Here is a 14952-nt window from a genome sequence, read left to right as displayed (position 1 = left end):
CTAATTTTTATAACCGATGGGTTTTCGTGTGGGTTCCGGTTGTGCTTCGCTCAATTCATCCAAATACGAAAATACCAATTCTATATTTTTGTCGTGGTTATCCACTTTTTGTTCCAATTGTTGGATTTTATGCTGTAAATCGGAATGTTCTAAAATCCACTGCCGCATTTGTGTAAACAAACGCATGATTTGTATGTTTACGGAAACCGCTTGATCCGAATGAATTATACTTGAGAGCATTAAAATACCATGCTCGGTAAAAGCCATTGGCGCATGGCGTAAACCCATCTTTAATGATTTGGAAGACGCAAATTGCGACCTCCATTCTTGAAATTCATTATCAGTTAAAATAAACATAAAATCTTCAGGAAATCGAGATCGATTTCGCTTTACAGCTTCTTTTAATCGTTTCGTTTCAATTCCGTAGAGTTGGGCTAAATCACGATCCAACAGTACTTTCTGGCCCCGGATAAAGTAAATTTTATCCAGCACCATTTCATTTGGGCGCATAGGAGTTTGCATAGGCATCGAATGAATAGTATTATTTTGGTTTATATAAAGGAAATAAATTGCTTTAATTTCCCACTTTTACTTCGTTCTAATTTTTCTTTTCGCGAAAAATGAAACGTTAATCCGGGTTCAAGATAGGTCTCAATTGCTTTTTCAATCCCTTTGATCTGAAGTTCACTTAAGGCTATCTTACTCACGTATTCGATTTCAAAAGTATCAATTTTGGTTTGTTTAATTACAAATTCTTGCACATTTCCATCGTCTTCAATGATGCTTTTTGTCACATAATAAAAGGTAAGCCCCGGAGCTTTTTTTCCACTAGGCAAAACGGCAATATCATTAGTGCGACCAATTAACGTTTTAAGAATCGGTTTTTGAGGTGTGCTTTTTTCGTCTAAAACACCGATATCACCGATATCGTAGCGAATAAAAGGATGTGCTTTGTTGTATAGCGATGTAATGACTACACGACCTTCTTGACCATAGGGTAAAACGTTGTTATTTTCATCCAGAATCTCCACAAATAAAGTTTCTGAATTCACTTGCCACTCTCCTTCAAGATTTTGAAACGCAATTAAATCCAATTCAGAGGCTCCATATTCATTTATTATGGGTATCCCCAATTGTTTTTCCAACAACACTTTATCTTCCGGAAATAGCATTTCTGAGGTGACTACGCAACATTTTAAAGTTGGACAAACGGTTTTTAAGACAATGTTTTTGTGTTGTAAAAATTTCGCAAACAAAACAATTGAACTGGTATACCCATTGATGTAATCAAATTTTTTATGGCAAAAAGCGGTTAGAACCCGATCTAAAACCTTGTCGGACAAATCAAAAATAGGAAACCGATACCGATGACTTAAGAAGTCTTTTATGCGTTCTTTAGCATATCCTAAAGGGTCTAAGGGTATACCATAAAATCGGGCTTGATAGGACCGATTAAAATCAATTCCATAGGACCCAAATTTATCAAAAATATTTGCCCACGTTAGTGCATGTGCAAAGGGATCTTTAGCAAAGACAAAAGGATCACCGCTTGACCCCGATGTTTTATTGACGTATACATTTTTCACCACATAGCCATCAGACAAACGTTCTGCTAAAGGTTTTTGAAAATGTTTTTTAGTCATTACAGGCAATGTTTCCCAATTCAAATTGGTCTTGTCCTGAATTAAATCACGATATAATGGATTGTGTTGTAAATGATATGCAACTATTGCTTTCTTTTTTTCGGATAAATAATCTGAATAATTTTCGGGAAGAATTGCTTTAATTTTTGAGAATTCTCGGATAGCGTTTACTATGGGAAAACCATTTATGCGAAGGGATAAATCAAATAGTCGAAACACCGGATTGAATTTTCATCAAAAATAATAAATTCGGCACTAGCATTGTGAAACTTTTTAAATATAGCCTTTTACGAAACTTAAAAAGAACCTATTTTTGCAGCACAACGATTTCCAAAATTAGCTTGGAAAAAACACAACACAACATGACGATATTACTTCTTGGTTCAGGTGGCAGAGAACACGCGCTTGCTTGGAAAATGATTCAAAGTTTACATTGTTCAAAATTGTATGTAGCACCAGGAAATGCTGGGACGGATACTATTGCAACTAATGTTGATCTTAATCCTAATGATTTTGACCGCTTGAAATCATTTTGTATTGAAAATCAGGTAGATATGGTTGTTGTAGGTCCCGAAGACCCTTTAGTTAACGGCATTTATGATTATTTTAAACAAGATTTGGAATTAAAAAACATACCGGTTATCGGTCCGTCGCAAGAAGGCGCACAACTAGAGGGAAGTAAAGAATATGCGAAGCAGTTTTTGGTGCGGCACAACATTCCAACGGCCCGTTATGCTAGTTTTACACCCGAAACCGTTGAACAAGGTTGCACTTTTTTACAAACGTTGGAACCGCCTTATGTTTTAAAAGCCGATGGATTAGCCGCAGGAAAAGGCGTTTTGATTCTCTCTGATTTGGAAGAAGCTAAAAACGAGCTTCGACAAATGTTGGTTCACGCAAAATTTGGTGCAGCCAGCGCTAAAGTAGTTATCGAAGAATTTTTAAGTGGTATTGAGTTAAGCTGTTTTGTGTTGACCGATGGCAAAAGTTATAAAATACTTCCCACAGCAAAAGATTATAAACGCATTGGCGAAGGTGACACCGGTCTAAATACAGGCGGGATGGGAGCGGTTTCGCCCGTTCCATTTGCTGATGCAGCATTTATGGAAAAAGTAGAGAACCGTATTGTAAAACCCACGATTGCCGGACTACAGAGCGAGAACATTGAATACAAGGGGTTTGTATTTATTGGATTGATTAAAGTCGGTGACGATCCGTATGTGATTGAATACAATGTTCGAATGGGTGATCCCGAAACCGAAGTGGTTATGCCTCGATTACAGTCGGATCTTGTCGCATTGTTTCAAGCAGTTGCTTCGGAGAAATTAGAAGCATTTAATTTGGAAATTGATCCGCGAAGCGCTACCACAATAATGGTTGTTTCTGGGGGATATCCTGAGGATTACGAAAAAGGGAAGGTAATTTCAGGCTTAGATAAAGTAGAGAATTCCATCATTTTTCATGCGGGTACAAAAACAGAAGCGGGACAAGTTGTTTCCAATGGAGGTCGCGTATTGGCGGTCACTTCCTATGGGGCAACGTATCAAGAAGCCATAAAAAAATCTTACCAAAATATAGATCAACTCCATTTTGATAAGATGTATTTTAGAAAAGATATTGGCTTCGACTTATTTTAAGAACGAGTGAGCCGTTGTATCTTGGTTTTCTTCGTTATTTTTTTGGTGAATTGTCAATTGCTTACACCAGTAAACTAAGTAATATCCACAAATAATGATGGCAACCCAGTTGATAATGTTGGCGCCCCACCATCCCCAATATCCTTTTAATTCCAATGTGCGTAATGCGTCATGAGGAATAAATAAAAAGTCTACAAAAAGTGATTGTATTGCTTCAAAAAATGCTTTCATTTTTAAACAAGTATTATATTTACATGCACAAAAGTATAAAATATCCTCATGATTACAAGTATTTTTAAAAAATCTACACCAATTAATTATTCGCTGATCGTTTTGGCGACCTTGGTGTTTTATTTTTTATATCAGTTTCATGTAGGATTAGCTTTTGAAGGATGGCTGGACCTATCGGAGAAAATAGGAACTTTGATTCTCGTTTTTGCCTCTCTTTTCTTGTCCAATTTTATTGTAAAAAAAAATACTTTAACCAAAGACAGCTCCTATACGCTTTACTTTTTTTTAATTTTCATGTTATTTTTTCCTAAGCTATTTGGGAATTTACGCTTGTTATTGGCTAATTTTTTCATCTTATTAGCCCTACGAAGATTGGTTTCATTACAAACCTTAAAAGCACCTAAAGAAAAAATATTTGATGCCACTCTTTGGATTTTGATTGCTAGTATCTTCCAGTTTTGGACTTTAATATTTATTTTACTAGTCTATATTTCAATTATTTTTCACGTTTCACGAGATTTTAGAAATTGGTTGATTCCTTTTGTGGCCGTTTTTATTACCAGCTTAATATTTATTGCCTATTCACTGTGTTTTGCACCGGGAACCGTCTCCCATTATCTGGCACAAGAAATGATTAATTACAAGTTGGATTACTTTCAAAATCAATATGAAAATATCGCTTTTTCTATGTTTGCAGTAGCCGTATTTTTTTTCTTTATTCCTGCAATGATTACACTAACGAATAAACCTTTAAATCTTCAGGCATCCTACAAAAAAATTATTTTTGCTACTGTTTTTGGAGGAATAGTATTTGCAATTTCAATTCCAAAAAGTAATGAATTACTCGTATTTATGATTTTTCCAATGGCTGTTTTGGCGACCAATAGCATTGAATATATGCAAAATAAATTCCAACAGGAACTCATCTTGTTTATTACTTTTTGTTGTGGGTTGGTTGGCTTTTTTAGTCAGTTATAATTTAATACCGAATGCCAAATCGCCGGCATCTCCCAATCCGGGTACGATATAATTTTTTTCATTAAGTTTTTCATCCAATGCAGCCACCCATAGATGGTAATTTTCTGGAAGATGTTCTTGCAAATAGGCAATTCCTTCTGGAGCAGCAATTGCAACAGCAATATGAACTTCTTTGGGTTTATGCTCCAGATGCATTTTGTTTAAAACCGCAACAATCGATTGGCCCGTAGCTAACATAGGGTCTATTAGAATTATTGTTTTACCATCAATAGGGGGAGTTGCTTGGTATTCAACTAGAATCTCAAATGCATCATCATTGTTATAATGATGCCGGTAAGCCGAGACAAATCCGTTTTCTGCCGCGTCAAAAAAGTTTGTAAACCCTGTATGAAGTGCTAATCCTGCTCGAAGTATCGAACACAAAACAACATTTTCTGCAAGCGCTGAGGTTTGTTTTATGCCCAAAGGCGTTTCAACTTCAATTGCTTTGTAGGTTAATGTTTTACTCAATTCATACGCCATAATTTCCCCTATACGCTCCATGTTTTTTCGAAAGCGCATTTGGTCTTTTTGAATCGTAACTTCACGAATTTGAGCCAAGAAATGATTCAAAATACTCGGGTTTTCTGAAATATAATGGATGTGCATACGACCAATGATTTGTATTTCAAAGTAACGGTTTAAAAACTATCTTTGCAAAAAAAATCAATTCTATGTTTGCACAATTTGCATTTCCAATTTTCGAACAGTGTATTCGCGATTATCACGTTATCGATGATGTTTACCAACCTACCTTAAACCCATATGAAAAGGGTTCTATCGAATATTTATTGTATGCAAAAAACTGGGTAGATACCGTTCAATGGCATTATGAAGATATTATCCGTGACCCCCAAATCGATCCGATAGCTGCGTTGGATTTAAAGCGTAAAATAGATGCTTCTAATCAAGTGCGTACCGATATGGTGGAATATATCGACAGCTATTTTTTACAAAAATATAAAGATGTTTCAATTAAGTCGGATGCAAAAATTAATACCGAAAGTCCCGCTTGGGCTATTGATCGTCTTTCTATTTTGGCTTTAAAGATTTATCACATGAACGAAGAAGCAACCCGCCCGGATGCTTCGATTGACCACCGCGCTAAATGTCAAGAGAAGTTACAAGTATTACTCGATCAAAAAAGTGATATGTTCACTTCCATTAGTGAATTGTTAACCGACATTGCGAATGGGGATAAATACATGAAAGTGTATAAACAAATGAAAATGTACAACGACGAAGACTTAAATCCCGTGTTGTATCAGCAAAAAAAGTAATTGGGTAAAAAAAGCAAACATATTGCGGTAATTCGACTTTCTGCCATGGGCGATGTTGCCATGACTATTCCCGTGCTTTTGGCACTAATACAACAACATCCCGAAGTTAAAATTACCGTTGTATCCCGCCCTTTTTTTAAACCGCTATTTCAACAAATTCCTGGGGTTCAATTTCTGTCGGTGCACACCAACCATAAGCACAAAGGATTATTAGGAATTTTTCGATTGTATCGTGATTTAAAAGCATTAGGTGTTGATGCAATAGCCGATTTACATAATGTGTTACGCTCAAAAATGCTCCGTTTTTTATTTTTAATTCATGGCAAGAAAACGGCATTTACCGATAAAGGCCGTCAAGAAAAAAAACAGTTAACTCGGTTAAAACTCAAATCAATAGCACCCTTAAAACCAATGACGCTTCGTCATGTGGATACATTTGAAAAATTGGGTTTTCCAATCAAGTTTAGCGCGAATTATTTTTTGCCTAAACATAATTTATCCCAATCGATGCTTGAAATAACTCCTACAAAATCCAAACCTTGGATTGGAATTGCTCCTTTTGCGCATCATTCGTCAAAAACGTATCCCGAAGATTTGATGCAACATGTAGTAGCAGGTCTTGCCAATCTAGAGGTTCAAGTCTTTCTTTTTGGAGGAGGCCGTCATGAGGCTGCGATTTTGGAAAAAATGACGCTTTTGGGTCCTAATTGTATAAACATGGCCAATAAAGTGTCGTTTGAACATGAATTAGAACTCATTTCCAATTTGGACTTGATGCTTTCAATGGATAGTGGTAATGCGCATTTGGCAGCTTTGTATGGGGTAAATACAATTACCCTTTGGGGAGCAACCCATCCTTATGCCGGATTTGCACCTTATGGACAGCCCGATTCGAATTGCCTCACTGCAGATCGGGAGCAGTATCCCTTTTTACCCACTTCTGTTTATGGAAACCGAGAGGTTTCGGGCTATGAAAATGCTATGCGAACCATTACACCGGAACAAATCCTCCAAAAGATTAAGATTCAGCTAGGCGAACACTTTGGCAATTAAATTTTAAATGTCATCAAAATCTACTACAATTTCTGGAGTGGTGGGATGCGCTTGACAAGTTAGAATTAACCCTTCTGCAACTTCTCCATCGGTAAGAATTGAATTTTTCTTCATGGTCGCTTCCCCTTTTTTAACGCGCGCCAAACAACTGCTGCAAATTCCTCCTTGGCATGAATAGGGCGCATCAATTCCATGTTTTAAAGCGGCTTCTAAGATGGTTTGTTGCTGACTCATTTCAAACGTAGTTTCTTCATCATCTACCGTTAAGGTAATTTGCGTATGCCCCATTCCATTAGGGGCTGAACCACCCTCTGAAGCAGTTGTGAATAATTCGAAATGGATATTTTTCTCGGGAATTGCATGCGTTTTCAAATTGTCGGAAACAGTAGTAATCATTTCTTCGGGCCCACACAAATAGAATTTAGCAAACTCTTTTTCTTTATGTTTGTTATACAATACAAAATTGACAACTGATTTATCAATACGGCCAAATAATTCACTTTCATTCGTTTGACTAAAAACATAATGTACAAAGAAACGACCTATATATTGGTTGAGTAACTGTTGTAATTGATTGTGAAAAATGGTTTCAGCAGCCGATTTATTACCGTAAACTAAAACAAACGAACTTTGAGGTTCGTTTTCCAAAACTGTTTTTAAAATTGATAGTACAGGAGTAATTCCACTGCCCGCTACAAAAGCTGCATAGTTACGTTGCCTGTCGACTTTGGGCTCAAATGTAAATTTTCCTTCGGGAAGACTTACTTCTAATACATCGCCTACCTTTAAGTTGCTGTTTGCAAATTGGGAAAACAAACCAAATTTCACTGCTTTTACGGCTATTCGTAATTCACCACTTTTTGGGGCAGAACAAATAGAATAGGCGCGGCGAATATCTTGTCCGTCTAGAGTGAGTTTTAGGGTTACATATTGTCCTGCGATAAAAGCATAGTTTGCTTGTAATTCTTCTGGAACATGAAAAGCAATGGAAACTGCTTTTTCTGTTTCACGTTGGATTTCTTTTATAACGAGTTTGTAAAAAGTAGCCATTTATAAAAATTTTTGGCAAAGGTACAAAGAGTATGTCAAAAGTTATAAGCTTAAATGCGCGGGAGAAAAAAAGAATTGAATTTAAAAATTATAATTACAATACAAAAAACAATACTTTTAACAACAATTTTTTACTTCAATCTTTTATTTATGAATATGTTTTGGGACGCTCTATTTTTACTGGTAGCCGGTTTACTCGGCGGGTTTTTGAATACTGTAATCAGCAGCGGTTCTGCGGTAACATTACCCCTTTTAATTTCATTTGGTATTCCACCTAATATAGCCAACGCGACTAATAGAGTTCCTGTATTCGTCGGATTTTTGTCGTCGACAATACAATTTCATAAGAAAAAATTAATAAATTGGAGAAAAACAATTCTATTAGCAATACCCCTTGTCATTGGAACTGTTTTGGGCGTTTTGTTTGTTGAAGATTTGCCCGCTAAAGCGATAAGTAAAATTATTATTATCGCATTGTTTGTCTCACTTACTATTGCAATAATAAAATTTAGAAACCTTTCACTTAAAAAAAATAATACTCAAACAAAAATAACGATTGTTAGTTATTTACTTTTTTGTTTATTGGGTATATGGGGAGGAATTATTGTACTTGACACCGCTACTTTTATTTTGTTTTCCTTAATGCTTCATCTTGGAATTGATTTTATTGAAGCTAACGCAACAAAGAGTGCTTTATGTTTAATTTTCAGCTTTGTATCTTTATGTTTATTTGCACTAAATGACAATGTTAATTGGTATTATGGCGGTTGTTTAGCTGTTGGAAGTTATTTTGGCGGCTATATTGGAAGTAAATTTGCCGTGAAAGAAAACACTAGAAAATGGGTGTTTATATTATTAATTGCTCTAATTTCATTAGAAATTTTGCATATGATTATTAAAAATCTATAGTTTATTTCAAAATTCTACAGTGGTTTAAAAATTGGTAGCTCTACCGATTCCTATTTGATCATTAAAATACGAACGGAGTCATTTATTATTTCACGCTATAGCAGTTGTCTTTTTTGCTAAATATGTCTTATCAATGCAATGAAACAGATTACTTCAGCTATTTAATTTATTGATAATGAACAGTTAATTTACCTGGCCGCCCAAATTGTAACAAAAACACGAATGGGCAAACTAATTCATAAAAATAGTAACTGAATTATGATTCGTCGTTTTCTCACTTTGGAATGGAAATCGTTTAGCCGTTCGGCTGCGTTCCAGACCAACTTAGCACTTAAAATATTAATGGCTGTTGGTGCGCTTTATTTCATTGTTTGTTTTCTTATTTTGGCCTTGGCGGTGTATCCTCTTCTAAAAGAAGCGGGTTACCAACCGGTACAAACGATTAATCAGGCTATGATTTATTATTTGATGGGGGATTTATTCATTCGCTATTTTTTACAGAAAATGCCCGTGATGAATATCAGACCGATGATGATTTTGCCGATGAAGAAAAGTACGATTGTTCACTTTCTGTTGGGGAAAACCTTCTTTTCATTTTTCAATATTCTTCATGCCTTTTTCTTTTTGCCATTTACAATTATGATGGTGTATTATGGAGAACCCTTACCATCAGCATTAGGTTGGTGGCTAGCCATGTGGGCAATGATCTACATCAACAATTTTGTGAACCTATTGATTAATAATAAAGCGGCTCTATTTTATTCGATTGCCATTCTAATTATGGGTTCGGCTGTGGCACAGTATTATGAGGTTTTTGATTTAACCCAATGGACAGCTCCATTATTTCAGGCGCTATTTGATTATCCCTTTTTGGCAGTAATTCCTTTGCTTTTATTGGTGTTGTTATATTGGGCTACGTTTCGTTTTTTCTTCAATAAAATGCATTTGGATGAGCAGTTGACCGCTAAATCAGAGGTGGCAAAAACGGAAGATTTGTCCTGGTTGAACCAATTTGGAACAATGGGAACCTTTTTGAAAAATGACTTACGCTTGTTAAAACGCAACAAACGTTCGCGAACGACCTTAATGGTTAGTTTTTTATTTATTGCATACGGATTATTGTTTTATTCTTCCACAATTGAGGGTTATAAAGCACCTGCATTTCAAATGTTTGGCGCCATATTTTGTTCGGGTGGATTTCTGTTCACCTTCGGACAGTTTGTTCCAAGTTGGGACAGCGCCTATTACCCGCTTATGATGAGTCAGAACATTCAATACCGCGATTATTTGATGTCAAAATGGTGGCTAATGGTGATTGCTACGTTTATTTCTTCGATTATCGCCACATTCTATTTGTATTTTGGATGGGATGTGTATAAATTAATTTTAGCTGGAGCCATTTTTAATATGGGATTTAATTCACATCTCGTTTTATTGGGTGGTACATTTGTAAAAACACCAATCGATTTAACAACGAGTCAACAGGTTTTCGGAAATAAACAGGCATTTAATGCTAAGACGATGTTGATTTCGTTACCCAAAATGTTGCTCCCCGTAATGTTATACGCTTTAGGGTACTATAGTTATTCATCAGATTTAGGAGTATTGTTGGTTACAGCCGCAGGTATTTTAGGATTTGCTTTCCGAGATAAAGTATTTAATCAAATTGAACGTATTTATATAAATGAAAAATACGCAACGATTGCTGCGTACAAACAAAAAGTATAACAATTAAAACTCGTACTACATGATACAAGTAGACCAGCTAACCAAGATTTACGATAATGGCGTAAAAGTGCTAGACATTACCAATTTAGACATTCCAAAAGGCCAAAGTTTTGGTTTGGTAGGAAATAATGGTGCCGGAAAAACTACTTTTTTTAGTTTGTTACTCGATTTGATCCAACCGAGTAGCGGTTATGTCAAAAACAATGGAATTCAAGTCAATACTAGCGAGACGTGGAAACCCACTACGGCTGCATTTTTGGATGAAAGTTTTTTGATTGGCTATTTAACGGCTGAGGAATATTTTTATTTCATTGGCGAATTACGGGGGCAAAACAAGGCCGATGTTGATGCTTTATTGGCTAAACATGTAGATTTTTTCAATGGCGAAATTTTAAATAAAAAGAAATATTTACGCGATTTATCCAAAGGAAATCAAAAGAAAGTAGGGATTATTGCTGCATTAATTGGCAATCCTGAAGTAGTCATTTTAGATGAGCCTTTTGCTAATTTGGACCCAACGACGGTAAACCGATTAAAAAAAATCATTAAAGATTTAGCCGACGACCCCAATGTGACGGTATTGGTCTCAAGTCATGACTTAGTTCATACCGTTGAAGTGTGTAACCGAATTGTAGCATTACACTTAGGTGAAGTAGTAAAAGACATCCAAACCTCTCCGGAAACTTTAAAAGAATTAGAGGATTTCTTTGCCGTGTAGTAAGAAAAACAATTTAGAATCCAACCCAGTTAGCAATGCTATTTAGAGTAGTTATGGTTTAAAAAACAATCTAATTTTTTCCACTTTACAAAAAGAAGCGTATTTTTACCCGTTATATATACTAAATGCAACAATTTGCAGTTAGTTACAAAAACGTTTTTGCATTGAAAACCACAACGATATACGCTATTTTTTTCTTGTTGATTGCGGTTCTTTTGGCCGCTTGTTCAACCAAGAAGGATACCTTTTTACACCGACAAAATCACCGATTAAGTACGAAATACAACATTCTATATAATGGTGGTCTTGCTTTAGATCAGGGGGTTACCGATTTACGCAAGGATTATGTAGATAATTTTTGGGAAGTTTTACCTGTAGAACGTATGCAGGTTACAGAAGATAAAATGCTCCCTGGCGATGCAAAAAACCCAAATTTTGACAGGGCAGAGACCAAGGCCACCAAAGCGATTCAAAAACACGCAATGAATATCGACGGGCAAGAACGTAATCCGCAAATGGATGAAGCGCACTTAATGCTAGGAATGGCCCGCTATTATGAGCAACGTTTTATCCCTGCTTTAGAAGCGTTTAATTATGTGTTGTATAAATATCCAAAAAGCGATAAAATTAGTTTGGTTAAAATTTGGCGTGAGAAAACCAATATGCGCCTTGAAAATGACGAACTTGCCGTTAATAATTTACGCAAATTACTCAAAGAAATTAAGTTTAAAGATCAAATATATGCCGATGCCAATGCAACATTAGCCCAAGCATTTATCAATCTAAAAGAAACCGATAGTGCAATAGCAAAGTTGCGAATAGCTACAGCCTACACTAAGCTCAACGAAGAAAAATCAAGATACCGTTTTATAACTGGTCAGTTGTATGAGGCCCGTGGACAAAAAGACAGTGCATTTGTGATGTACCAACAAGTAATTGATATGAATCGCAAAGCGGCACGTCAATATGTTATTCAAGCACACAACCATCAGGCAAAACAATTTAATTTTAAAAATGGGGATACACTTGTCTTTTTAAAGAAATATAAAGACTTGATGGAAGACCGTGAAAATCGACCTTTTTTAGATGTTTTGAATCATCAAATGGGGTTGTTTTATGACCAAGTAGGAAAGCCAAATCAAGCCAAAAAACATTACAATGCCTCCCTTAAAAAACAATCCAAAGATTCCTATTTGGAGGCTTCCAATTATCGAAATTTAGGCGAAATTTATTTTAATGAAGCTCGATATGTAACGGCTGGTAAATATTATGACAGCACCTTAACGAAGTTAAACCCTAGATCGCGCGAGTTTCGTTTAATTTCCAAAAAGAAAGATAACTTAAAGGATGTTATTAAGTTTGAAGGAATTGCGCAGCGTAATGATAGTATCTTGAAATTGACTGCAATGTCAGCGGAGGAGCGTGAAGTATATTTCAAAAAACACATTGATTTCCTCAAAAAGCAAGAAGCGGAAAATAAAGTGAAGTTGGATAAATTAGCTAAAGAAAAAGCAGCAATTGCAGCTAATGAAGCTCAAGAAAAATCTGATAAAATTGTTCCGGTTAATGGTGGTAAAAAGTCAATTGCGCCCATCAATACAAATGCAGAATCTAGCAGCTTTTATTTTTATAATCCAACAACAGTTGAGTTGGGAAAATTGGATTTTACCAAAAAATGGGGAAAACGAACCTATGCTGAAAATTGGCGTTTTTCCAAAGGAAATTCGAAAGGCGCCAACGCCAATGATGACGAACCAGTTGGTGATGAAACGAGTGATGAAAAGGACCCCGAAAAAACTATAAATCCGCTTTATACAACTGCATTTTACACCAAACAAATCCCTACGAATACAATCCTAATTGACAGTTTGTCTAAAGAGCGCAATTTTGCATATTATCAGTTGGGTGTTATTTATAAAGAGAAATTTAAAGAATACCAACGTTCTGCCAACAAGTTGGAACAATTATTAAAAAATAATCCTGAAGAACGATTAGTATTGCCAAGTTTATATACGTTGTACAAAGTATATGAAATTAGCGAACCGGTAAAGGCACCTCCAATCAAAGAACGGATTCTTCGCGATTATCCGGATTCTCGTTATGCGCAAATTCTTTCTGGTAATGCTTCAGACCCTACGATTGTATCCACACCCGAAGCTACTTATGATGCTTTTTATAAAGAATTCGAATCTGGAAACTACCGCGAATTATTGCCCAAAATAAATCAAGCCGTCGCACAATTTACGGGCGAGGAGATGTTACCTAAATTTGAGTTGTTAAAAGCGCAATTACAAGGTAAATTGGTTGGTTTAGCAGAATATAAGAAAGCGTTGAATTATGTGGCGCTGACCTATCCAAATGCAGAAGAAGGAAAAGCTACGGAACAGTTTATTCAAAAAAAATTACCGTATTTGGAGTCATTAAGTTTCAATTCTGAAGCGGTAACCTCATGGAAAATCCTTTATCCTGTTGCTTTTCCATTAACAGAAGCTACATCAAAAATGGTCGCAAAGCTCGATCAATATATCAAGGAACGAACTATTGAGAAGGTGACTCGATCTTCGGATATTTACACAATGGATCGCAATTTTATTGTAATTCATGGTATACAAAAGGTTGAAAATGCAAGAGCCATTGCTCAAATCTTGAAAGAGTTTAAGGATTATAAAATTGCTACCCCATACTATATTATTTCAAGTGAAAATTATAAAGTGGTTCAAATCATGAAAAATTTTGAAGCGTATGTTAGTGGCGATTGGTTGAATAAACCCATTGTACCGGTACAACGCGCACTTGAAATCGAAAAAGCCACTCCAAAAACTGTTGAACCGGGTAAAAATAAGGCAACGGTTACCAAAGATGAATTATTTGCTGAAGATCCTGTAGCTCCTTCAAGTGGTGATCCTGCTGCGCCGAAAGGAACGCCCGAAAACACAATTACGCCAATGCCTGGAAATACAATAAAGCCAAAAGGCGCTGATGTATCTCCCGAAAATGCGTTACCTCCAGCACCAGGAAATTCCCCAAAAAAATAAGAACTATGTTTGAGAAAAAAACCAAATCGTATACCGATCTTTTAGGAAAAACGAATCGAATAGTTGAAGGGACATCGATTCAAGGAAATATCGTTTCACCTGCTGATTTTCGATTGGATGGTCATTTAGTGGGTAATTTTGAATCCAAAGGAAAGTTAGTTATCGGTCCGGCGGGGAGTGTTAAAGGGGATATTACTTGTAAAAACTGTGATATTGAAGGGCGTTTTGAAGGTAAAATCCAAGTAACCGAGTTGTTAAATTTAAAAACAAAAGCGGTAATTAAAGGTGAGGTAGTTTGCGGGAAATTAGCGGTCGAACCCGGAGCTGAGTTTTCGGCAACCTGCGTTATGAAGCCCAATGTAAAAAACCTACAACCCAATGACGCCGTCACCGAAAAAACAGCCTAACCGCTGGTTGGCATTAATCAATATGCCCATACAGATGGGGGCAATTATTTTTATATTTTCATTTTTTGGGCAATGGCTCGATGAAAAATATGGGGTGTCACAGCATTGGTATACAAAAGGGTTTACATTATTAGGTGTTTTTGTGGCCATGTATACGATTATTCGCCAAGTTAAAAAAATGGATAAAAATGAATCCTGAATTACAATCCGTTCTTAAAAAAACAGTAACGTTTACTTTTTTAGG

The 14952-nt window shown here is 36.0% G+C and carries 15 protein-coding genes; 10 read left to right on the top strand and 5 right to left on the bottom strand.

The genetic code is table 11. From position 1 onward, the window contains the following. A complete protein-coding gene (locus tag Q0039_RS02165) occupies positions 1-528 on the bottom strand; it encodes an ORF6N domain-containing protein (protein WP_297508356.1) in 528 nt (175 codons plus the stop codon). Between the two features lie 23 nt (positions 529-551). Then, positions 552-1862, bottom strand: coding sequence for a phenylacetate--CoA ligase family protein (locus tag Q0039_RS02160; RefSeq protein WP_297508352.1), 1311 nt, complete (start codon positions 1860-1862; stop codon positions 552-554). A gap of 143 nt (positions 1863-2005) precedes the next feature. Here Q0039_RS02160 and purD point away from each other — a divergent pair, with 143 nt between their 5' ends. After that, positions 2006-3280 (top strand): phosphoribosylamine--glycine ligase, encoded by a 1275-nt coding sequence (purD, locus tag Q0039_RS02155; protein ID WP_297508349.1) that lies wholly within the window; start codon positions 2006-2008, stop codon positions 3278-3280. On the opposite strand, the gene Q0039_RS02150 is transcribed toward purD, so the two are convergent. Further along, positions 3272-3511, bottom strand: coding sequence for a uracil phosphoribosyltransferase (locus Q0039_RS02150; RefSeq protein ID WP_297508346.1), 240 nt, complete (start codon positions 3509-3511; stop codon positions 3272-3274). The genes purD and Q0039_RS02150 overlap by 9 nt on opposite strands. A 48-nt stretch (positions 3512-3559) precedes the next feature. On the opposite strand from Q0039_RS02150, the gene Q0039_RS02145 reads away from it, so the two are divergent. Continuing rightward, positions 3560-4489 (top strand): DUF6427 family protein, encoded by a 930-nt coding sequence (locus Q0039_RS02145; protein ID WP_297508343.1) that lies wholly within the window; start codon positions 3560-3562, stop codon positions 4487-4489. On the opposite strand, the gene upp is transcribed toward Q0039_RS02145, so the two are convergent. Next, positions 4484-5137 carry a uracil phosphoribosyltransferase gene (gene upp, locus Q0039_RS02140; RefSeq protein WP_297508340.1) on the bottom strand — a complete coding sequence of 218 codons (654 nt, stop codon included), beginning with the start codon at positions 5135-5137 and terminating at the stop codon, positions 4484-4486. The genes Q0039_RS02145 and upp overlap by 6 nt on opposite strands. Positions 5138-5202: 65 nt before the next feature. Between upp and Q0039_RS02135 the strand changes: the two genes are divergently transcribed. Both Q0039_RS02135 and Q0039_RS02130 read left to right on the top strand, forming a co-directional pair. Next, the gene (locus tag Q0039_RS02135) at positions 5203-5808 is read left to right on the top strand and encodes a DUF4254 domain-containing protein (protein WP_297508337.1); all 606 of its coding nucleotides are present in this window, start codon (positions 5203-5205) and stop codon (positions 5806-5808) included. Continuing rightward, positions 5809-6861, top strand: a complete 1053-nt coding sequence (locus Q0039_RS02130; protein WP_297508334.1) for a glycosyltransferase family 9 protein — start codon at positions 5809-5811, stop codon at positions 6859-6861. Between the two features lie 3 nt (positions 6862-6864). Here the strand turns inward: Q0039_RS02130 and Q0039_RS02125 are convergent, their stop codons facing one another. Next, positions 6865-7911, bottom strand: coding sequence for a ferredoxin--NADP reductase (locus tag Q0039_RS02125; RefSeq protein ID WP_297508331.1), 1047 nt, complete (start codon positions 7909-7911; stop codon positions 6865-6867). Positions 7912-7986: 75 nt separating this feature from the next. Between Q0039_RS02125 and Q0039_RS02120 the strand changes: the two genes are divergently transcribed. The 6 genes from Q0039_RS02120 to Q0039_RS02095 all read left to right on the top strand — a co-directional run bounded on the left by Q0039_RS02120 (position 7987) and on the right by Q0039_RS02095 (position 14907). After that, positions 7987-8820, top strand: coding sequence for a sulfite exporter TauE/SafE family protein (locus Q0039_RS02120; protein ID WP_297508329.1), 834 nt, complete (start codon positions 7987-7989; stop codon positions 8818-8820). Between the two features lie 258 nt (positions 8821-9078). Beyond that, on the top strand, positions 9079-10548 hold the full coding sequence (locus tag Q0039_RS02115; RefSeq protein ID WP_297508327.1) for a DUF5687 family protein: 1470 nt from the start codon (positions 9079-9081) through the stop codon (positions 10546-10548). Between the two features lie 19 nt (positions 10549-10567). Continuing rightward, positions 10568-11266, top strand: coding sequence for an ABC transporter ATP-binding protein (locus Q0039_RS02110; RefSeq protein ID WP_297508326.1), 699 nt, complete (start codon positions 10568-10570; stop codon positions 11264-11266). Between the two features lie 125 nt (positions 11267-11391). Continuing rightward, a complete protein-coding gene (locus Q0039_RS02105) occupies positions 11392-14301 on the top strand; it encodes a tetratricopeptide repeat protein (protein ID WP_297508322.1) in 2910 nt (969 codons plus the stop codon). Between the two features lie 5 nt (positions 14302-14306). Further along, positions 14307-14708 (top strand): polymer-forming cytoskeletal protein, encoded by a 402-nt coding sequence (locus tag Q0039_RS02100; protein ID WP_297508319.1) that lies wholly within the window; start codon positions 14307-14309, stop codon positions 14706-14708. Then, a complete protein-coding gene (locus Q0039_RS02095) occupies positions 14680-14907 on the top strand; it encodes an AtpZ/AtpI family protein (RefSeq protein ID WP_297508316.1) in 228 nt (75 codons plus the stop codon). The genes Q0039_RS02100 and Q0039_RS02095 overlap by 29 nt, the downstream gene beginning before the upstream one ends. Positions 14908-14952 lie beyond the last annotated feature (45 nt).

This window comes from Flavobacterium sp., from assembly GCF_027484945.1.
Lineage (GTDB): Bacteria > Bacteroidota > Bacteroidia > Flavobacteriales > Flavobacteriaceae > Flavobacterium.
Note: the sequence above shows the minus strand (reverse complement) of the source record. Positions and strands in the feature narration are given on the sequence as shown.

What these genes read in the sequence shown, in the direction of transcription:
- Q0039_RS02165 (WP_297508356.1), bottom strand. Translation starts at nt 528, where the DNA reads ATGCCTATGCAAACTCCTATGCGCCCAAATGAAATGGTGCTGGATAAA.
- purD (WP_297508349.1), top strand. Translation starts at nt 2,006, where the DNA reads ATGACGATATTACTTCTTGGTTCAGGTGGCAGAGAACACGCGCTTGCT.
- Q0039_RS02150 (WP_297508346.1), bottom strand. Translation starts at nt 3,511, where the DNA reads ATGAAAGCATTTTTTGAAGCAATACAATCACTTTTTGTAGACTTTTTA.
- Q0039_RS02145 (WP_297508343.1), top strand. Translation starts at nt 3,560, where the DNA reads ATGATTACAAGTATTTTTAAAAAATCTACACCAATTAATTATTCGCTG.
- upp (WP_297508340.1), bottom strand. Translation starts at nt 5,137, where the DNA reads ATGCACATCCATTATATTTCAGAAAACCCGAGTATTTTGAATCATTTC.
- Q0039_RS02135 (WP_297508337.1), top strand. Translation starts at nt 5,203, where the DNA reads ATGTTTGCACAATTTGCATTTCCAATTTTCGAACAGTGTATTCGCGAT.
- Q0039_RS02125 (WP_297508331.1), bottom strand. Translation starts at nt 7,911, where the DNA reads ATGGCTACTTTTTACAAACTCGTTATAAAAGAAATCCAACGTGAAACA.
- Q0039_RS02115 (WP_297508327.1), top strand. Translation starts at nt 9,079, where the DNA reads ATGATTCGTCGTTTTCTCACTTTGGAATGGAAATCGTTTAGCCGTTCG.
- Q0039_RS02110 (WP_297508326.1), top strand. Translation starts at nt 10,568, where the DNA reads ATGATACAAGTAGACCAGCTAACCAAGATTTACGATAATGGCGTAAAA.
- Q0039_RS02105 (WP_297508322.1), top strand. Translation starts at nt 11,392, where the DNA reads ATGCAACAATTTGCAGTTAGTTACAAAAACGTTTTTGCATTGAAAACC.
- Q0039_RS02100 (WP_297508319.1), top strand. Translation starts at nt 14,307, where the DNA reads ATGTTTGAGAAAAAAACCAAATCGTATACCGATCTTTTAGGAAAAACG.
- Q0039_RS02095 (WP_297508316.1), top strand. Translation starts at nt 14,680, where the DNA reads ATGACGCCGTCACCGAAAAAACAGCCTAACCGCTGGTTGGCATTAATC.